Source organism: Nocardia sp. NPDC056541 (genome assembly GCF_042794235.1).
Classification (GTDB): Bacteria; Actinomycetota; Actinomycetes; order Mycobacteriales; family Mycobacteriaceae; genus Nocardia.
Genome location: NZ_JBHTUD010000002.1, coordinates 376,604 through 395,394 on the forward strand (window position 1 = coordinate 376,604; position 18,791 = coordinate 395,394).

Annotated in this window: 17 protein-coding genes; 11 read left to right on the forward strand and 6 right to left on the reverse strand. The window is 68.8% G+C overall.

Features of this window, described 5'->3' with window-relative positions; translation table 11 throughout:
- The 6 genes from ACFQ9R_RS04675 (at position 1) to ACFQ9R_RS04700 (ending at position 7,157) form a co-directional block, all read left to right on the forward strand.
- A complete protein-coding gene (locus tag ACFQ9R_RS04675) occupies positions 1–2,292 on the forward strand; it encodes a hypothetical protein (RefSeq protein WP_378988994.1) in 2,292 nt (763 codons plus the stop codon).
- Complete coding sequence (locus ACFQ9R_RS04680) at positions 2,289–2,597, forward strand: transposase (protein ID WP_056810706.1); 309 nt, start codon at positions 2,289–2,291, stop codon at positions 2,595–2,597. The genes ACFQ9R_RS04675 and ACFQ9R_RS04680 overlap by 4 nt, the downstream gene beginning before the upstream one ends.
- Before the next feature lie 61 nt (positions 2,598–2,658).
- Entirely contained in the window at positions 2,659–4,314 is a 1,656-nt protein-coding gene (locus tag ACFQ9R_RS04685; protein WP_378988995.1) for a peptidoglycan DD-metalloendopeptidase family protein, read from the forward strand.
- A gap of 59 nt (positions 4,315–4,373) precedes the next feature.
- Positions 4,374–4,877, forward strand: coding sequence for a hypothetical protein (locus tag ACFQ9R_RS04690; RefSeq protein WP_378988996.1), 504 nt, complete (start codon positions 4,374–4,376; stop codon positions 4,875–4,877).
- Between the two features lie 31 nt (positions 4,878–4,908).
- The gene (locus ACFQ9R_RS04695) at positions 4,909–6,735 is read left to right on the forward strand and encodes a type IV secretory system conjugative DNA transfer family protein (protein WP_378988997.1); all 1,827 of its coding nucleotides are present in this window, start codon (positions 4,909–4,911) and stop codon (positions 6,733–6,735) included.
- Positions 6,732–7,157 carry a DUF4913 domain-containing protein gene (locus ACFQ9R_RS04700; protein ID WP_378626947.1) on the forward strand — a complete coding sequence of 142 codons (426 nt, stop codon included), beginning with the start codon at positions 6,732–6,734 and terminating at the stop codon, positions 7,155–7,157. Before ACFQ9R_RS04695 ends, ACFQ9R_RS04700 begins: the two co-directional genes overlap by 4 nt.
- Before the next feature lie 60 nt (positions 7,158–7,217).
- On the opposite strand, the gene ACFQ9R_RS04705 is transcribed toward ACFQ9R_RS04700, so the two are convergent.
- On the reverse strand, positions 7,218–7,772 hold the full coding sequence (locus ACFQ9R_RS04705) for a hypothetical protein (protein WP_378988998.1): 555 nt from the start codon (positions 7,770–7,772) through the stop codon (positions 7,218–7,220).
- A 240-nt stretch (positions 7,773–8,012) separates the two neighbouring features.
- Entirely contained in the window at positions 8,013–8,909 is an 897-nt protein-coding gene (locus ACFQ9R_RS04710) for a peptidylprolyl isomerase (RefSeq protein ID WP_378988999.1), read from the reverse strand.
- 85 nt (positions 8,910–8,994) lie between these two features.
- On the opposite strand from ACFQ9R_RS04710, the gene hisS reads away from it, so the two are divergent.
- Together hisS and ACFQ9R_RS04720 are read left to right on the forward strand one after the other, a co-directional pair.
- The gene (gene hisS / locus ACFQ9R_RS04715; RefSeq protein ID WP_378989000.1) at positions 8,995–10,269 is read left to right on the forward strand and encodes a histidine--tRNA ligase; all 1,275 of its coding nucleotides are present in this window, start codon (positions 8,995–8,997) and stop codon (positions 10,267–10,269) included.
- A 108-nt stretch (positions 10,270–10,377) separates the two neighbouring features.
- Positions 10,378–11,025: a hypothetical protein gene (locus tag ACFQ9R_RS04720; protein ID WP_378989001.1), complete on the forward strand. Its 648-nt coding sequence runs from the start codon at positions 10,378–10,380 to the stop codon at positions 11,023–11,025.
- Positions 11,026–11,067: 42 nt separating this feature from the next.
- Here the strand turns inward: ACFQ9R_RS04720 and ACFQ9R_RS04725 are convergent, their stop codons facing one another.
- Entirely contained in the window at positions 11,068–12,081 is a 1,014-nt protein-coding gene (locus ACFQ9R_RS04725; protein WP_378989002.1) for an Rv2578c family radical SAM protein, read from the reverse strand.
- Positions 12,082–12,112: 31 nt separating this feature from the next.
- Entirely contained in the window at positions 12,113–13,087 is a 975-nt protein-coding gene (locus tag ACFQ9R_RS04730; RefSeq protein ID WP_378989003.1) for an NAD-dependent epimerase/dehydratase family protein, read from the reverse strand.
- A 193-nt stretch (positions 13,088–13,280) separates the two neighbouring features.
- Between ACFQ9R_RS04730 and ACFQ9R_RS04735 the strand changes: the two genes are divergently transcribed.
- Together ACFQ9R_RS04735 and ACFQ9R_RS04740 are read left to right on the forward strand one after the other, a co-directional pair.
- Positions 13,281–13,598 (forward strand): type VII secretion target, encoded by a 318-nt coding sequence (locus tag ACFQ9R_RS04735; protein ID WP_378945397.1) that lies wholly within the window; start codon positions 13,281–13,283, stop codon positions 13,596–13,598.
- On the forward strand, positions 13,595–15,220 hold the full coding sequence (locus ACFQ9R_RS04740) for a hypothetical protein (protein WP_378989004.1): 1,626 nt from the start codon (positions 13,595–13,597) through the stop codon (positions 15,218–15,220). Before ACFQ9R_RS04735 ends, ACFQ9R_RS04740 begins: the two co-directional genes overlap by 4 nt.
- A 58-nt stretch (positions 15,221–15,278) precedes the next feature.
- On the opposite strand, the gene ACFQ9R_RS04745 is transcribed toward ACFQ9R_RS04740, so the two are convergent.
- A complete protein-coding gene (locus ACFQ9R_RS04745; protein ID WP_378989005.1) occupies positions 15,279–15,773 on the reverse strand; it encodes a hypothetical protein in 495 nt (164 codons plus the stop codon).
- A 48-nt stretch (positions 15,774–15,821) separates the two neighbouring features.
- A complete protein-coding gene (locus ACFQ9R_RS04750) occupies positions 15,822–16,748 on the reverse strand; it encodes a neutral zinc metallopeptidase (protein WP_378989006.1) in 927 nt (308 codons plus the stop codon).
- A gap of 209 nt (positions 16,749–16,957) precedes the next feature.
- On the opposite strand from ACFQ9R_RS04750, the gene aspS reads away from it, so the two are divergent.
- Positions 16,958–18,772 (forward strand): aspartate--tRNA ligase, encoded by a 1,815-nt coding sequence (aspS, locus tag ACFQ9R_RS04755; protein ID WP_378989007.1) that lies wholly within the window; start codon positions 16,958–16,960, stop codon positions 18,770–18,772.
- Positions 18,773–18,791: the final 19 nt, after the last annotated feature.

An 18,791-nucleotide genomic window follows, 5' to 3' on the forward strand; every position in this document is an offset into this window, starting at 1 on the left:
ATGGGACGCGACTACGAACCCCCGGTGCGCGATCGCGACGACGTCGCGTTGCGCCCGGTCCACCGGCCGCCGCGCATCCGCGGCGAACGCGAGCCACGGCCCGCGGGGAGCGCGCCGCGCGTGAGCGACGACGTGCTCGGCCTCGACGAGCGCACCGACCGCGACGAGCGAGAAGGCTCGGCGCGGGGATCACGCACGGCCGAAGGCCGTCCACCGGTCGAGCACCGGGCACGGGACGAAGCCCGCACCGAGCGAGGTCGTCCACCCCGGCCCCGTGGCGAGGAGCCACGCAGGCCACGCGAGGACGAGTCGCGTCGATCGCGCGAGGGCGAGCGGCGGACGCGGGGTCCGCGTCCCGATGCCGATCGGGGCGCCAGGGCGCGCGCCGAGCGTGGGTTGCGCGACCAGGATCACGGTCCCCGGTTGGAACACGAACGCCCACCGGGTGATCCGCGCCGGCGTCCCAAGCAGGCCGCACCGAAGCCGATGAAGAAGGCGCGGCCCGCGAAGGCGGTGCGTGCGGTCCGGGCCGACGAGGCCGCCGATCGGGCGATGGGTTCGGGCCGGTCGGCGAAATCGACCAAGCCGGATCGGCGTTCGCAAGGCCCCTCGCTGCTCGACGACGCTACCCGCGCCCGTTACGAGATGATCGCCCGCGAGCAGTCGGGTCTGCGCGCGGCCTGGGCGACGTTCCGGATCCACACCGACGATCTGCGCCGCAACAACGCGCACGCGCGCACCGAGGCCGTGGTCAAGGACGGGTTCGACCGCACCACCGCCGAATTGACCGACCGCGGGTACTCGGGCGCGGGCGGCGGCAAGATGAACGTCGTCGGCCGCCCGGTCGAGTATCGCGCCACCACCGCCCAGGTCGCGGGTCTGTGGCCGTGGTCGGTCGGTGCCGGTGCGCCGTTGATCGGCACCCCACTCGGCTCGCACCTGCACACCGGCGCCCCGGTGTGCTTCGACCCGATGAACTGGTTCATGCGCGGCAGTTTCATCACCGCGCCCAGCCTGTTCGTGCTCGGCCTCAACGGTTTCGGCAAGTCCTCGCTGGTGCGCCGGATCGTGCTCGGCGGCATCGCCCAGGGCATCACCCCGCTGATCCTGGCCGACGTGAAACCCGACTACCGCAAGATGGTCGAACTCGTCGGCGGCCAGGTGATCGACCTCGGCTACGGACACGGCAAGCTGAACCCGCTGGCCGCGGGCGTGCTCGGTTCGGTGGTGCCACGCCTGGCGGACGAACCCGCACTGCAACGTCAGGTGCTGCAGGATCTGCGCGCCCGGCAGGTGACGTTGATCGCGGGCCTGGTGGAACTGGTTCGCGGCGCCCGCGTCGCCGACTTCGAGGAAACGCTGATCGCCACCGCGCTGCGCATCCTCTACCAGCCCGGCGGGTTCACCCCCGACAAACCGCCGATCATGGAAAACCTGCTCGAGGTGATCGTCGGCGGCGGCGCCGAGATGATGCTCGACGCGGGCGCCGACAACGCCGACGAATACCAGAACGCGATCAAGGGACTGCGCCGATCGTTGCGCGCGCTCACCCAGGGCCCGTTCGGCGCGATCTTCAACGGCCAGACCAGCGTTCCGATCGACACCAGCGCCGTGGCGGTGTGCATCGACGTCTCGCACATCCCCAGCGGTGACAAGAAGCTCAAGGCCGCGGTCATGTTGGCCTGCTGGGCAGACGGTTTCGCGTCCGTCGAGGCCGCGCACGTGCTGGCCGACGCGGACCTCGGCCCGCAGCGCTACTTCCAGGTGGTGATGGACGAGCTGTGGCAGGTGCTCGGGCTCGGCGACTTCATGGTCGACCGCGTCGACGAGCTGACCCGTCTGCAGCGTGGCCTGGCCACCGCCCTGATCATGATCAGCCACACCATCAAGGACCTGCAGGCGCTGGGGTCGGACGCCGCGATCGCCAAGGCCATCGGCTTCCTGGAACGCGCGCGCGCCAAGATCTTCGGCGCGCTACCCGCCGAGGAGATCAGCAGGCTCGACTCCACGGTGCCGTTCACCTCGGCCGAGCAGGAGATGGTGACGAGTTGGTCGGCGCCGCAGGCCCTCACCGGGGAGGCGCTCAAGCCCGGCCAGCAGCGGCCGTCGCCGCCCGGTACCGGCAAATTCCTGCTGAAGGTCGGCGAGGATCGCCGGCCGGGCATTCCTTTCCACATGGAGTTCACGGTGTCGGAGCGAGAAAGCGGAATCCACGACACGAACCAGCGCTTCAGCGAGTTCGGCGACAACCCAAGGGGCACGCCGGACTATTCGAACGGGAGTGAGCAATGATGCCGCACCGGTCCTATCGCCGGGTCTCGCCGGAGGTCCGCAATGCCGCCGTCGCCCAGGTGGTCGCGCTGACCGACAAGTTGCGCAGCGAATCGGAGGCCTGCCGAATGGTGGCCGAACAGATCGGCGTGCACGCCAATTCGGTGCGCAACTGGGTCCGCGCGACCCAGGACCCGAGCCTGGACCGCATGGACGCCACCGCGCTACGCCGCAAAGTGGCGCTGTTGCAACAACAGCTGGCCGCCGCCGCGGAAATGAACCGCACGCTCGCCGACACGCTCAACGAGTCCCGGCGCCGAACATGAACTCCGCCGCGGCGGACGTTGCGCGAATCGGCGCCCGGCGCGGACCGCGGGGAGGCGGCCGGTGAACGTCCGCACGATGATGATGACGGTGTTCGGCTCGGTCATCGGGTTGGTGGCCCTGGTGCTGGTGATCGTGCTGCCGTCCTCGGATGAGACCTGCGAGACCGGCGATGTGCTGGTCGGATCGTCGGTGCCCACGCTGCCCGAACTCGGTGGGGACAATCGCGCGGGCGCGACCAGTGCTGCCGCGCCGACATCGAATCCGGCGGTCACCGGAACACCGGTGCTGGCCGCGGGTGTGGGTCCGCTGCGCCGCACGTTGCCGCTGGAGACCGGAACGTTCACCATCTCCGATGTGTTCGGTTCGCGCGGCGGCGATCACAAGGGCATCGACATGGCCGCCACCGACGGCACCACGATCTACTCGGTGTCCGACGGCAGGGTCGTCGCCGCCGGTCCCGCTTCCGGGTTCGGCAACTGGATCGTCGTCGATTCCGTCGACACCAACGGTCGCGCCTACTCCGCGGTGTACGGCCACATGTGGGACGCCGGCGTCAAGGTGCGCACCGGCCAGACGGTGACCGCGGGTCAGCCGATCGGGATGGTCGGGTCCGCGGGCGAATCGAGCGGTCCGCACCTGCATTTCGAGATCGTGCCCGGCGGCCGGTTCACCGGCGGTCGTCAGATCGACCCGATGCCGTGGCTCGACGGCGCGCCGACCCCGGATGTCGGTGGCGCGCGGGCGTTTTCGAGCGATCCGAACTGTGTGCGCGGATTCGGCAGCGCCGGTGGGGCATTGGCCGACGGGAAGGTACCCGCCGAACTCGAGATCTGGTATCGCCGCGCGGGGACGGTGTGCCCGGAGATCTCCTCGTCGCTGCTGGCCGCGCAGGCCAAGCAGGAGTCGGGATTCCGGCGGGGGCTCACCTCGCCCGCGGGCGCCCAGGGCCTGGCCCAGTTCCTGCCGGGCACGGCGGCGGGCATCAATCCCGAGGACGGTCAGCCCTACGTCATCGACGCCGACGGCAACGGGTCCGCCAGCGTGTGGGACGACGGTGACGCGATCATCGGACAGGCCCGCTACATGTGCTCGATCGCCCACAAGATCGCGGGCTGGATGGCCGCGGGGCGCGTGTCGGGCGACCTGGCCGCCCTCACCCTGGCCGGGTACAACGCCGGTGAGGGCGCGGTGCTCGCCTCCGGAGGGATGCCCAATCAGTATGCGGCGCACTATTCCGAGACCAGGCCCTACGTCACCAACATCTTGTCGATGGAACCCCAGTACCGCGCGCCCGGCGCGCAAGGCCGGTTCACCCCCGGGCAGGGCAGCGACGGCGAGCAGATAGTCGAGGCCGCCCACGACTGGCTCGGCACACCGTATGTGTGGGGCGGCGGCGGCGTACAGGGGCCGAGCGGTGGCGGATTCGACGGGCCGGGACTGACCGCCGCGGCGGTGTTCGCCGCGTCCTCGGGCGCGGTCACGTTGCCACGCACCGCCGAACAGCAATGGGAGGCCGGGCGGGAGGTCCCGATCGCGAAGGCGGTCGCCGGTGATCTGGTGTTCAGCGGGTTCGGACGGCAGGGCCCGACACAGGTCGGGATCTACGCGGGCAACGGTCGGCTGATCCAGTCGGTGCCGCCGACGAGCAACCGCGGTGGCGGGGGTGTCGCCGAGGTGGCGGTGCCCGGCGACGCACGGGCGAGGAGGGTGTTGTGACCACGCGACCAGCGATAACCTGGTGGGAGAGAACACGAATCCGCACAACCCTGGCGGTGATGCTCGTGGCAGTCCTGCTCTCGGTTCCGGCGTGCAGCGGTGATGCCGAGCCGACGCGTCCCGAGGCGACTTCCACCACGCGTCTGCTCGAAGCCGCGGTCGACCCGACGACTCCCGACGGTGTCGCGGTGGTCGCGCTGCGCGAGGTCTACACCTGGTACCCCGCGACCGAGCAACCCGGATCCTCGCTGCAGCGCGCGCGAGAATGGCTGGGGCCCAGCATGATACGTATGCTGGACAGTTCGATCGGGGCCACCGCGACTCCGAAACCGTCGCTGCAGTGGGCCGACTGGGCCAAGGTGAAAGCGCGCGTGGAGGCGTTCACCTTCGCCTCGGGGGAGCCGGCGCCCGCGAGCGCCGATCCCACGGTGGCGCAGTACAAGATCGGCATCGAACAAACGGTCGTCTACCCGAACGGCCGCACCGAAGAGCTACCGCCGAGCACCGTCATCGCGACGGTGGTGCAGACCCCGCAGGGCTGGCGCCTCGACGCGTTCCGCTGACCACCCACCACGTCCACACAAGGAGGCACCCGTGGCGAAGAAGAAGGTGTCGGATCCGGCCGCGGTCGGACCCGACACAACGCTGATCATGATCATGTTCGGGTTCGCGGCGCTGATCACTCTCGCCGTCGCCCTGCACCTGGGCAACGCGCTGGCGGTTGTGCCGCAGACCATTCCGATCAACCCGATCGCGGTGGTCGCCGATCTGGCGCGGGGCAAGCTGCACTGGCCGCGTGCGTCGACGGTGATCGTGCTGTTGGTGATCGCGTCGGCCATCGCGTATGTGGTGATCCGCAAGCGGTTGAAGAAGCGTGCGGGTGTGGGGCGGTTGGCGGTCGACGACAAAGCCGACCACATGGGCAGCGGTAGCGCGATCGCGTCGATCACCGAGGCCGGAGTCAGGGAGAAGGCGGCAGCTCTGGGGATGAAGCTGGGCACCAACGACTCACCCGGTGTGCCGATCGGCATCGCTGTCGCCGACGGCACCTCGCTCTACGGCTCCTACGAAGACCTGCATCTCGACATCTGGGGCCCGCGACAGGGCAAATCCACCTCGCGGGTCATTCCGGCGATCCTCTCCGCGATCGGGCCCGTGCTGGCGACGTCGAACAAGCGTGACGTGGTCGACGCGACCCGTGATGTGCAGGAAGCCAAGGGCAGTCGCACATTCGTGTTCGATCCACAAGGCGTCGCCGGTGAGCGACCGACCTGGTTCTGGGATCCGCTGAGCTGGGTCAACTTCCGCACCGAGGGGTGTGAGATGCGCGCGGCTCGGCTCGCGGGACATTTCGCCGACGCCGAGACCGGCGGCAGCGCCGACGACGGCGACAACTTCTTCGATCCTGAGGCCGAAGACCTGCTCGCCGCGTTCTTCCTCGCGGCCGCGATCGCGGGCAAACCGATCACCCAGGTGTGGGAATGGGTGACGAATCCGCAGAACACCGAGGCGATCGAACACCTGCGCGGCGCCGAACACCACTTCACCGCGTCCGGCCTCGCCATGCAGTACAACGCCGACGAGCGCACCAGGAGCGGCATCTTCGGTACCGCGAAGAAGATGATTCGCTGCTTGCAGCTGTCCAATGTGCACCCGTGGATCACCCCGGCCGACGGCGTCCGTCCCCAGTTCGACGAACTGGAGTTCATCGAACGCAACGGCACGCTGTACTGCCTGTCGCTCGAGGGGCGCGGTTCGGCCGCACCGCTGGTGAGCGCGCTCACCGAGGCGGTCATCGATGTGGCCATGCGTAAGGCCTCGCGCTCGTCGGGTGGCCGGTTGCCGATCCCGTTGCTCGCGGTGCTCGACGAGGCCGCCAACGTGGTGCGCTGGAAGGATCTGCCCAAGCAGTACAGCCACTTCGGGTCGCGCGGCATCGTGGTGATGACCGTGTTGCAGTCGTGGGCGCAGGGCGCGCGTTGCTGGGGCGAGGCCGGGATGAGCGCGCTGTGGTCGGCCGCCAATATCAAGGTTCTCGGCAGCGGAGTCGACGATATGGCCTTCCTGCGCGACCGGTCCGAGGCGATCGGCGAGTACGACTCGATCTCCGCGTCGATGTCGCAGTCGGGCAACAGCAAGAGCTACTCGCGTTCGCTGAGCTCCTCGGTGACCTTCACCGCGCAGGGCCTGGCGACGCTACCGCGCGGTCGTGCCGTCGTGTTCACCTCCGGTCAGCCCGCGGTCCTGGTGCGGACCGTGCCGTGGTGGGAGTCGGAGTACGCCGACGCGGTCAAGCGGTCGATCGAGCGGAACGACCCGACTCGCAAGACCCGCATCGAAGACCTTTTCGGGTCTGCGTCGCTAGCGAAATCTGTTCCGCCGGAAGAGATGGGTGAAGTCGAGGAGGTCAAGCCGCTGTGAGCTACGACAATGTCGCCAATGGGGAGATTACGAACGGCTACCAGGGGGTGTACGAGTTCGTCACCGAGTACCTGAGTCAGGTCTACCGGCGCCAGGTCACCGATATCAGTGACACGGTGTGGTGCCCGGAATGGTGGCACCACAGCGAGGCCGTGATCCGGTTGAGCGCTCTGTGGCAGGCCTGGGAGCATCACCGTCTGCAGGGCGGGACCGGTATCAGCGTGTGGTTTCTCGACCATGCGGACCCGCACATGACCAAGCTGTTCGACCCGAAAGGGCCGTTCAAGTACTGCAGTGTGCGCAACGGTCACAAGGGGATGCTCGAACCGCTGCCGCTCAAGAAACCGGAGGGCGCGGACGCGCAGATGTTCGGCAGTCCGGACATCGACCGCCTCTGGCAGAAAGGCCGCATACCGGACTGACCGGACGGATGCTCGGATCCCGTTGCCAGGCAAGGGGATCCGAGCATATTCGGAGTCGGGTCAGCGACCGCGTTCGATCCCGCGTTCGATCCCGCGTTCCCCACGCTGACGCGCGAGGGTCGCGCGCATCACGGTGTCCCGGGACCGGATCGCCTCTTCCGGCGAGATGCCTTGGCCCATTTCGACCAGCATCCGAACCTGGGTGAGCTCCGGAGCGACGCCGGCACGCTGCAGATGTGCCGCGATCGCCGAGCGTCGCTCGGCCGAGTCGTAGCCGACGCTCGGTGTCGCCGCGGCGTTCGCGGCGAAGGCGGAGCCCGCCGGCTTGTTGAGGTTGATTCCGCGCGTCTCCACACCGCGCGATTCCACCGTGCGCGACCCGACCGACATCATCTGCACGAGTTCGATATTGCGCGGATCCTTGGCCTTGAGATCACGCGCCTCGCGGATCTGCAATTCGCGCGCTTCCTTCATCTTGGCCTCGATCGCCTTCGCCCGGGACTCGGCCTCTTTCTGGCCGTGTTCCCGCGATTTGACGGCGACCAAGATGGCCATCTGCAGCATGGTGCGCATCATGGACGCTGTTTCGCTGCCGATGTCGTCGAGTTCCGCCATGACTGCTCCCCGATGCTGCTGTGGAAGTGGACATCTGAGCCTACCGCGCGAAGGACACGGTGCGATGTCCGGCGGGCCGGGTCGACAGCGGAGAAAATGCGGGTGAGCGGTGCATGAGGCGGATGAACCGTAGGATTGCCTAGCCTCTGATGATCTTCTTCGCACGTCGGGGTGGGAAAACCGGAAACGGACCGGACACGCCAGCGTGTCCGGTCCGTTTCTGTCCTGGGGAAGCGGGTGTCAGCCCACCTTGACAGAGTTGAACGAGATCGGGATGGCCGGCCCGCCGTCTTCCGCGCCACCCTTGACGCCGCCGCCCGCGACCTTGTCCAAGGTGGCCAGGCCGGCCTCGTCGATCGTGCCGAAGATGGTGTAGTTCGGCGGCAGCTGGGTGTCGCCGAAGACCAGGAAGAACTGGCTTCCGTTGGTGCCCTTGCCCTCCGGGGAGGTACCCGCGTTGGCCATCGCGACCAGGCCGCGCTTGTAGTTCACCGGCTGCTGCAGCGCCGGGTCACCGGCGGGGAACAGGTCGGTGGGGTATTCGTTGTCGAAGGAGTAACCAGGGCCGCCCATACCGGTGGCCGCGGGGTCACCGCACTGCAGGATGCCGAAGCCCGGCGTGGCCACGATGCGGTGGCAGCTGGTCTTGTCGAAATAGCCCTGCTGGGCCAGGCTCACCATCGAGTTGACCGTGCAGGGTGCCTGCGCGCTGTTGAGTGACAACCCGATCGGGCCCTGGGTGGAATCGATCGCCACCTTCACCTCGGGACCGTCGGTGGCGACCGACGTCGTGGTGGGCGCGGTGACGGGCTTGGCCGCAGGCTCCTGGCCCGCCGGGTAGCTGCAGTCGACGGTCGCGGGCTTGGCCGCGGGGGGCGGCGGACCGGGGATGTCGAGGGGAGTGTTGACGAACTGGGTCGTCGGCACCGCCGAGGACGACTCGGCGTTGACCGACTCACTGTCGTCGCCCCTGGTGAGGAAATACACGCCGGTCGCGGCGGCCGCGACGACTATCACACCCAGTACCGAGCCCGCGATCGTCAAGCGCTTGCGCTTCTTCTCCTGTTCGGCCCGTCGTGCCAGCTGGCGCTCCAGCTTGCGCTTGGCCGCCGCCCGTCGCTGTTCGTTACTCGGCACTACCGCGTTCCTCCCGTGTCGTCAGGTTCGTCTAGAGGGTAACCGGTTGGACGCGGGGGGCGCCCGTGGGGAAAACTGGACCATCGTGACCAAGACCAGCAGCTTCACCGCCCCGAAGGGGGTCCCCGACTACCTGCCGCCCGGTTCGGCCGAGTTCGTCGCCGTGCGCGACGGCTTGATCCACGCCGCCCGACTCGCGGGGTACGGGCATGTCGAGCTGCCGGTATTCGAACAGACCGCCCTGTTCGCACGGGGTGTCGGCGAGTCGACCGACGTGGTCAGCAAGGAGATGTGGACCTTCGCCGACCGCAACGGCGAGAGCTTCACCCTGCGTCCCGAAGGCACCGCGGGCGTGATGCGCGCGGTGATCCAGCACGGTCTGGACAAGAGCGGTCAGCTGCCGGTGAAGCTCTGCTACGCCGGTCCGTTCTTCCGGTACGAGCGCCCGCAGGCCGGTCGTTACCGGCAGTTGCAGCAGGTCGGCATCGAGGCGATCGGCATCGACGACCCCGCCCTCGACGCCGAGGTCATCGCGATCGCCGACACCGGATTCCGCGCGCTGGGCCTGGACGGATTCCGCCTCGAGATCACCTCGCTCGGTGACGAGACGTGCCGCCCGCAGTACCGCGAACTGTTGCAGGAGTTCCTGCGCGGGCTGCCCCTGGACGAGGAGACTCAGCGCCGCGCCGAGATCAACCCGCTGCGCGTGCTCGACGACAAGCGACCCGAAGTGCGCGAGCTGACCGCGAACGCACCGCTGATGATCGACCACCTCTCGGAGTCGGCGAAGGCGCACTTCGAGCAGGTTCTCGGACACCTCGACGCGCTCGGCGTGCCGTATGTGGTGAACCCGCGCATGGTGCGCGGTCTGGACTACTACACCAAGACCACGTTCGAATTCGTGCACGACCAGCTCGGTGCGCAGTCTGGCATCGGTGGCGGTGGCCGCTACGACGGACTGATGGCCGAACTGGGCGGTCAGCCGCTGTCGGGCATCGGTTTCGGCATCGGCGTCGACCGGACGGTGCTGGCACTCGCTGCCGAGGGCAAGTCGGCGGCCGATCCGGCACGCTGCCAGGTGTACGGTGTCGCGCTCGGCGACGCGGCCAAGGCGAAGCTGGTCGCGCTGGCCGGTGAACTGCGTGCCGCCGACATCAGCGTCGACCTGGCCTATGGCGGACGCGGGATGAAGGGTGCGATGAAGGGCGCCGATCGTTCGGGGGCGAAGTACACCCTTGTGCTCGGCGATCGCGATCTCGCCGAGAACACGATCGGCGTCAAGGAGATGGCAACCGGTGAACAGCGGTCCGTCCCGCTCGACGGCGTCGTGGCGGTGCTGCGCGCGGAGCTCGGTCGCTGAGGCCGCGTACTCCGCGGTGGGCGCCGCGCTCGGCTGCTGAGGTCGGTGGGGCGCGGTAATCTGACCGCGCCTCATGCCGGGCGGGCCGGTGGGGGCGGAGAGGCAATCGTGGACGGGCAGTCCGGGCAGTCGGCGGCGACGGAACCGGTGGGAATCGACCTGGTGGCGCCCGAGGTGTTCGCGCCGATGTTGCGCAGGCTCGCGCTGGCCGCGCTCGGCGTGGGCGTCGGTGCGGCGTTGCTGTCGGCGGTCTGGCTGAGCTGGCCGTACGCGATCCTGATCGGACTGGCCGTCGCTGTCCCGACCATCGGTTACGTCTTCGCGTTCCAGCGGCGGCGGCTGTGGTTGAGCGGCACCGTGATCCGCGCACACCGGCTGGTCGGCGAACACACGGTCGACCTCGCCCACGCTACCGGCGTGCAACTGCTGGTGTATCCCGCACGCCTGAGCCGCATCGTCTTGCGGGTCACCGCCGGCGGCGACACCCAACTGGTGCCGCTGGCGATGTACACCGACGTGGGCAGCGGCCGCGAACTGCATCTGCTCGGCCTGCGCAAACTCGCCGACGCTCTCGCCGCCAGCGAACTCGCCGCGGCCATCGCGATCTCGGAGGTGCTCGTGCAGCAGTTGCGTGCCGAGGCTCGCGACGCCGGCCTCGGCGAACGTCCGCTGTATCGCGCGGTGCGGTCGGTGCGGAGCAAGGACAGCGTCTCACCGGTGGTCCTCACCGATTCCGAGGTCGCCGCACTCGGTTGAGCGTCGCCGGATGGTGTCGTAGCCCGACCGCCTGTCCGGCGGTCAGCCGAAGAGGGCGAGCTGCGCGTCCTGCGGCGTGGGTGGGGGAGCGGCCGGCGTGGTGGGGCCTTGGACTCGGCGCAGGCCGTGGTGGTCGAGGAGGGGATTCACTCGGTCGCGTAGCCAGTCGCGGTAGAGGGGAGTGACGTTGCCGCCGCGGGCGTAGAGCTGGCGGTAGCGGCGCATGAGCGCGGGGTGTTCGGTACCGAGCCAGGTGAGGAACCAGTCTCGGGTGGGACCGCGCAGGTGCATCGGGAAGGCCATGGCGCTGGCCGCGCCCGCGTCGGCGATCGCGGCGAACAGGGCCTCGAGGTGGGCCCGGCTGTCGGTGAGACAGGGGATGATCGGCGCGGCCATGACATGGACGGTGAAGCCCGCGTCGGCCAGCGCGCGGACCAGGTCGAGACGGGCACGCGGTTCGGGGGTGCCCGGTTCGAGGCGGTGATGCAGGTCGGGATCGAGGATGGCGATCGACACCGCGACGCTCACCTCTACGCGCCGGGCCGCCTCGGTGAGCAGGGGGAGATCGCGGCGCAGCAGCGGGCCCTTGGTGAGGATGGAGAAGGGGGTGCCCGAATCGGCGAGCGCGCCGATGATGCCGGGCATCAAGCGGTATCGGCCCTCGGCGCGTTGGTACGGGTCGGTGTTGGTGCCGAGCGCTACCGCCTCGCGCTGCCAGGACCGGCGCAGAAGTTCGCGACGCAGCACCGCGGCGATATTGGTCTTCACCACGATCTCGGAATCGAAATCCTCGCCCGCGTCGAGGCCGAGATATTCGTGGCTGCCGCGCGCGAAGCAGTAGCGGCAGGCGTGCGAGCAGCCACGCATCGGGTTGATCGTCCAGCGGAAGGGCAGCGCGGAGCTCTCGGGCATCTTGTTCAGCGCGCTCTTGCACAGCACCTCGTGGAAGGTGATGCCGTCGAACTCGGGGGTGCGGACGGAGCGGACCAGCCCGGCCCTGGTCAGGCCGGGCAGCGCGCCGTCATCGGCGTCCAGGGTCTGAGCTTGCCACCGCACCCCACGAGTCGAACATTTGTTCGAACAGCTGTCAAGCCTGACGCGACGCCCGCAGGAAGTCGACGAGGTCGTTGACGGTCTCGGTGGTCGGGCGGGGGCGGTAGCCGAGTTCGCGTTCGGCCTTGCCGTGGTCGACGACCGGCGCCGAGATCAGTGCGCCCAGTGCGGCTTTGGACAGGCTGTCGGAGCCGAAACGCCTGCCGATCGGCTCGAGCACCGGCAGTGTCGCGCCGAGTACCTTCGCCGGGATGGCGAAGCGTGGGCCCTTGGCGCCGGTGCGGGCCGCCGCCATCCGGCAGAAGTCGATCATCGTGGTCATCTCGCCGCCGAGTAGGTAGTTCTCGCCGGTGCGGCCCTTGTCGCCCGCGAGGACCAGGCCCTGGGCGACGTCGCGCACGTCGACCAGGTCGAAGCCGCCGCCGATCATCACCGGAATCCGGCCGCGCATCGCCTGGGCGGCGATGACGTTCAGCCGGGACAGGCGATCGGGGAGGTCGACCGGGCCGTAGACGCCGGTCGGATTCACGATCACCGCGTCGAGTCCGCGCTCGATCACCGGACGCAAGGCCAGTTCGCCGGACCACTTCGACCGGTCGTACACGGGCAAACCGGGATCGTCTGAGCGGCCGGAGGTCTCGTCGATGTGCCCGCCCGCGCGGTACTGGTCGAAAGCGTGGATGGAGCTGGTGTGGACGAACCGGCGCACGCCCGATTCCAGCGCCGCCTCGGCGGTGACGCGCACGCCCTCGGTGTTCACCCGCCACGCCAGATCGTTGCGTTCGGCGAGGGTGATCAGCGCGACGAGGTGGTAGACCACCTCGGTGCCCGCCAGCGCCGCACGCATCGACGCCGGGTCGAGCACATCGCCTTCGACCCAGGTGACGGCCGGATCGGCGGTAGCCGGGGCGACGCGGTCGATCGCGACGACCTCGTGGCCGCGCTCGACGAGCAGAGGGATCAAGTTGGTACCGAGGTAGCCGGCTGCGCCGGTCACTGCGACCTTCATGAGGCCGAGGATATAGAACATGTTCTAGTTTTGATAGTGGATCACGCAGATCGGGGGTGGCACGACTCGAAAACTGCCGGGGAGTTCGGCTATATTTGGCGCCAATCGCAGTTGGGTGGTCGCGTCGGGAGTTTCGCGTCCGTCGCTCGCTTCTGTAGTGCAGACTTTTCACGACGAGTTGGGGGGATTTCGCATGACCGATCTCTCGGTGCAAACCGAAGAAGTCGCCGCGTTCGCGGCGACCAATGGCGGGGTGGCGGCACAGGTCGCCGCGGCGGGCAATATCGACCTGGTTGCCAGCGTGTCGGCGGCGACGCCCGTGTTCGGCCTTATCGGCGCCGACTACCTGGCGATGTTCGCGGCCGCGCAAGCGTTGCAGGCCAAGGACATCAACGACCTGTCGGCGAAGTTCAGCTCGCTCTCCGACGCGGCCTTCAAGTCGTCGGTGACCTTCGAGACCACCGATATCGACAATGCCGCCCAACTCGCCCGTCAGGCCGCCGGCCTGTGAAGCCGCTGAGTTCGGACGCGGGCGTCATCGCTCCCGATGCCGCGATGGCCGCCGCCGATGCCGCGACGGCGTCGGTGATGGGTGCGGTACCCCTCGATTCGCAGGCGATCCTGGACGTCCCGCTCATGCAGGTGCCCGAGGATGTGGCGACCGACGAGGAAGCGGTCTTCACCCTCGCGCAGAAGATCACCGACGAAGCCCAGAACGGCAGCATGTCGCCCGCCGGACTGGGTGGGCTCGGCGGCCTCGGCACCGGCGTAGAGCCCCAGGACATCCTGTCCGGCGTCGCGGACGACGCGTCGTCCGCGCTGAGCGGCTTACAGGGGACGGTCGCTCAGGTCGCCGCGCCCGCGTCGGCCGCCGCGCTGACCGCGTTCGACCAGGCCAAGTCCGCACTCACCGGCACCTCGGGTGCGGGCGCGTCGAGCACCTCCGGCGCGAGCACGTCGGCCGCCGCGACGACCCTGACCGAAGATCCGGTCGCCGCGCTGATGAGCGGCCTGTCGCTGCCCGCACTGCCCGGCATCGACACCCTGTTCCAGCCGTTTCTCGATCTGCTCAGCAGCTTCGGTACCGGCGTTTTCGGCTCGCTGGACCCGACCTCGATCCTGAGCAATTCCTCGGCGGTCATCGAGCAGGCGATGACTCTGGCCCAAGGCGGCGTGAAGACCGTTCAGCAGGTGTGGGAGGGGCAGTCCGCCGACGCGGCGACCACCGCCAGCCAGCAGGCGCAGACACAGGGGCAGGACACCAGCCAGCGCGGCATCGATATCTCCGCGCTCACCCAGCAGGCCGCTGCCGTCGTCCAGACCGGCAACGCCCAGCTCACCACGATCGCCACCACCTTCGCGGCCCAGGCCACCGCGCTCGCGCCGACGATCATGCTGCCGCCGACCCAGGCCACCCTGATCGGCTTGGCCACTTCGCATCTCGGTGAGGCGGTGTCGGTCGTCAACGTGACCCGTGGGCAGTTGATGGGGTACACCGGCGAGCTCAGCGGTGTCGTCGGGCAGCTGGCCAGCCAGAGCGGCCTGCCCTCGCCCGAGGAAGTTCTCTCCGCGGCTTCGGAGAACATCGGCGAACCGCTGCTCACCCAGGCGGAGGAGGCTCTGACCGGCGGCGGCGATTCGTCTACCACCGCCGCGAGCACCACCGCGGGTACCACTACACCCGGCTCGACTTCACCGTCGAGTGTCGGTACCGGTGGCAGCGGCGGTGGATCCGGCGCCTCGCTCGGCGCGCTCGGTACCGCGCGCGGCGGCGCCGGCGGCTCGGCGGGCAGCACCGGCGGCACCCCGAGCTCGGGCACTCCGAAGTCCACCGCGGCCGTGCCGGGTGCGGCGGTTCCGGCGTCGGGCCGGGCGATCAGCACGGTGATGGGCTCCGGCACCACCACGGCCGCCGGTACCAGCGGTACCTCCGGCATGATGGGCGGTGGTGGCGCGGGAGCGGGTGCGGGCCGTGGCAACAACGAGGAAGAACACGGTCGTACCGTGCAGCCCTACCAGAGCCGCACCGGCAACGACGATCTCACCGGTCCGCTGGGCGAATCCACGCCCGACGTGATCGGTGCCGTCCACGAGGACGAACGCGAAGCGGACGCGACCGCGGATCGGTTCTGACCGGCAAGGGGCTCGCCGGTGAAAACCGGCGAGCCCCTTACGGTTCGGTGTCGAACGATCAGCTCTTGAAGGCGTCGACCAGCTTCTTGTAGAGGTCGGTGAAGCGCTTGCGCGCGGCCTTCTGCTCCGGGTTGAGGCCATCGGACGCATCGGGGGAATAGATCACCAGGTGCGCTTCGTCGGCCGGGTCGTCGGGCATCAGGTCGATGATCTGGGTGCCGCGGTTGTCGCCCGCCGGCATCCCGAAGTCGGTGTCCTTCAGCGCGTTGATCTCCTCGCGCGCGGCCTCGATCACGTCGGCGGCAACCTTTCCGGTCACCTGCTTGGGTGCGGTCTCGGGTTTACGGTCCTTGCTCACCGCGTCGGGCATGTGCACGGCCTTGCCGTCGGCGAACACCTGCAGGACCGGACGCAGGTCGGTGCGCTGCGACCAGCCGTCGGGGATCGTGGTCAGGCTCACCAACGGTAGTGGCGCCGGATCGGCATGGGCGAGTGCGCTCGCGCCGCTCAGGGCGAGAGCGCAGACGAGCAGTCCGGTCATGGTCGGGCGCATGGGTTCCCCTCGATCGAAAGACAGTGCGTGGGTTTCGCGTTCGAGGCGTCAGCGTATCCCGGGCGGGTTGTCGAGGTCACGCGCGGAATAGGTGTCGCACGCCTGCACCGACCCGGTCCGGTAGCCGGTGAGGAACCACTTCTGCCGCTGTTCGGAGGATCCGTGGGTCCACGACTCGGGATTGACACCGCGACCGGCCGAGCGCTGGATACGGTCGTCACCCACGGCATTGGCGGCCGACAGCGCATCGCGAATGTCATTGTCGGACAGGGGCTTCAGGAAGGGTTGTCCACCGCCCGGCGAGGGCTGCTTGTCGGCGAAGTTGGCCCAGATACCGGCGTAGCAGTCGGCCTGCAGCTCGGTGCGGACCGCGCCCGAGGTCGCACCCTGCGGATCACGCTGAGCCTTGCCGATGTCGCCGAGCTGGTTCTGGATGTGGTGGCCGACCTCGTGCGCGACCACGTACTCCTGCGCCAGCGGTCCCGCGCTCGCGCCGAAGCGGTCGGTGAGTTCCTGGAAGAAGGCGGTGTCGAAGTAGGCGGTCTGGTCGGCGGGGCAGTAGAACGGGCCGACATCACTGGTGGCGTTGCCGCAGCCGGTGCTCACGCCGCCGGTGAACAGCACCAGTTCGGGCTCCACGTACTGCTTGCCGGTCTGCTTGGGCAGCTGCACCGACCACACCGCGTCCAGGCTCTGGGCGGTGGCCACCACCCGGCAGTCGACGTACTTGTTCGCATCGGCGCCGGTCTTGCAGTGGGTCGGCGTTCCCGCGGTCCCCGGCTGTGCCTGCTGCCCGCTCTGCGCGCCGGTGAAGTTGCCGAGCACTGTCCCCGGATCGCCGCCGAGGAGCAACGTGATCACCAACAGGATCAGACCGCCCGCGCCGCCGCCGAGAGCGAGTTTGCCGCCCATGCCGGGTCCGCCGCCCGACGACGCCCGGCCGGGATCGATCTGCATACCTTCGTTGAAGGTCATCGCGGTACTCGCCTTCGCTCGGTTGTCCAGCTGTCTCACAGCGCGATTCACCGTCGGCGGGAGCGGCGACGGCGGACAGGTGTCACAAGCTTGACACGGTGAGGAAGATATCGGTTTTCATCCGGGCACCGTGTCTCACTACGATGGCAGTGCACACGGTCATCTGCGCCGGTGCGACAAGTCCGTGAAAGTCTGTCGAAAGGAATACCGTGCTGCGCACCCACTTGGCTGGTTCGCTGCGAGGCGAGCACGCCGGTCAGACCGTCACCCTCACCGGCTGGGTGGCGAGGCGTCGTGACCACGGTGGTGTGACCTTCATCGATCTGCGCGACGCCTCGGGCGTCTCGCAGGTGGTTTTCCGCGAGGGCGAGGCGGCCGAGCAGGCCCACAAGCTGCGCGCGGAATACTGTGTGCAGGTCACCGGTGTGGTGGAACGGCGTCCCGACGGCAACGAGAACCCGGAGCTGCCGACGGGGCAGATCGAGGTCGACGCCAAGGAACTGGTCGTGCTCAACGAGAGCGCGCCGCTGCCGTTCCAGCTCGACGAGACCCCCGGCGACGAGGCCCGCCTCAAGTACCGCTACCTGGACCTGCGCCGCGAAGGCCCCGGCCACGCCATCCGCCTGCGCTCCAAGGTCAACGCCGCGGCTCGCGATGTGCTGGCCAACCACGACTTCGTCGAGGTCGAGACCCCCACGCTCACCCGCTCTACTCCCGAAGGTGCCCGCGACTTCCTGGTTCCCGCGCGCTTGCAGCCGGGTAGCTTCTACGCCCTGCCGCAGAGCCCGCAGCTGTTCAAGCAGCTGCTGATGGTCGGCGGCATCGAGCGGTACTACCAGATCGCGCGCTGCTACCGCGACGAGGACTTCCGCGCCGACCGTCAGCCCGAGTTCACCCAGCTCGACATCGAGATGAGCTTCGTGCGCCAGGAAGACGTGATCCTGCTGGCCGAGGACATCCTGACCTCGCTGTGGAAGCTGGTCGGCCACGAGATCGTCACCCCGATCCCGCACATGACCTACGCGGAGGCGATGCGGCGCTACGGCTCCGACAAGCCCGACCTGCGCTTCGGTGTGGAGATCACCGAGCTCACCGACTACTTCAAGGACACCACGTTCCGCGTGTTCCAGTCGGAGTACGTCGGCGCGGTCGTGATGCCCGGTGGCGCGAGCCAGCCGCGACGTCAGCTCGACGCCTGGCAGGACTGGGCCAAGCAGCGCGGCGCCAAGGGCCTGGCCTACATCCTGATCAACGAAGACGGCACCCTGGGCGGCCCGGTCGCCAAGAACCTGACCGACGCCGAGCGCGACGGCTTGGCCAAGCAGGTCGGCGCCGAGCCGGGTGACTGCGTGTTCTTCGCGGCCGGTGCGGTGAAGTCGAGCCGTGCCCTGCTCGGTGCCGCGCGCGGCGAGATCGCCCGCAAGTGCGACCTCATCGACCCGAACGCCTGGGCCTTCGTCTGGATCGTCGACGCCCCGATGTTCGAGCCCACCGCCGATGCCACCGCCAGCGGCGACGTGGCCCTCGGCTATTCGGCCTGGACCGCGGTGCACCACGCGTTCACCTCGCCGAAGCCGGAGTCGATCGACACCTTCGACACCGACCCCGGTGCGGCGCTGGCCTACGCCTACGACATCGTCTGCAACGGCAACGAGATCGGTGGCGGTTCCATCCGTATCCACCGCCGCGACGTGCAGGAACGCGTGTTCAAGGTGATGGGCATCGACCACGACGAGGCCCAGGAGAAGTTCGGCTTCCTGCTCGACGCCTTCTCCTTCGGCGCCCCGCCCATGGGCGGCATCGCCTTCGGCTGGGACCGCATCACCGCGCTGCTGGCGGGCGAGGACTCGATCCGCGAGGTGATCGCGTTCCCGAAGACCGGTGGCGGCGTCGACCCGCTCACCGACGCACCCGCGCAGATCACCGCGCAGCAGCGCAAGGAAGCGGGCATCGACGCCAAGCCCGAGGCCAAGGGCAAGGGCGACGCCGCCGACGCGCCGAAAGTTGTTGCGGCCGAGAAATAGCGGTCATCGGAGGTAGCCC

Bases quoted from the DNA above. Each gene is read 5' to 3' on its own strand.
- ACFQ9R_RS04750 (WP_378989006.1), bottom strand. From the start codon at position 16,748: ATGACCTTCAACGAAGGTATGCAGATCGATCCCGGCCGGGCGTCGTCG.
- ACFQ9R_RS04730 (WP_378989003.1), bottom strand. From the start codon at position 13,087: ATGAAGGTCGCAGTGACCGGCGCAGCCGGCTACCTCGGTACCAACTTG.
- ACFQ9R_RS04705 (WP_378988998.1), bottom strand. From the start codon at position 7,772: ATGGCGGAACTCGACGACATCGGCAGCGAAACAGCGTCCATGATGCGC.
- ACFQ9R_RS04680 (WP_056810706.1), top strand. From the start codon at position 2,289: ATGATGCCGCACCGGTCCTATCGCCGGGTCTCGCCGGAGGTCCGCAAT.
- ACFQ9R_RS04735 (WP_378945397.1), top strand. From the start codon at position 13,281: ATGACCGATCTCTCGGTGCAAACCGAAGAAGTCGCCGCGTTCGCGGCG.
- ACFQ9R_RS04690 (WP_378988996.1), top strand. From the start codon at position 4,374: ATGCTCGTGGCAGTCCTGCTCTCGGTTCCGGCGTGCAGCGGTGATGCC.
- ACFQ9R_RS04745 (WP_378989005.1), bottom strand. From the start codon at position 15,773: ATGCGCCCGACCATGACCGGACTGCTCGTCTGCGCTCTCGCCCTGAGC.
- ACFQ9R_RS04675 (WP_378988994.1), top strand. From the start codon at position 1: ATGGGACGCGACTACGAACCCCCGGTGCGCGATCGCGACGACGTCGCG.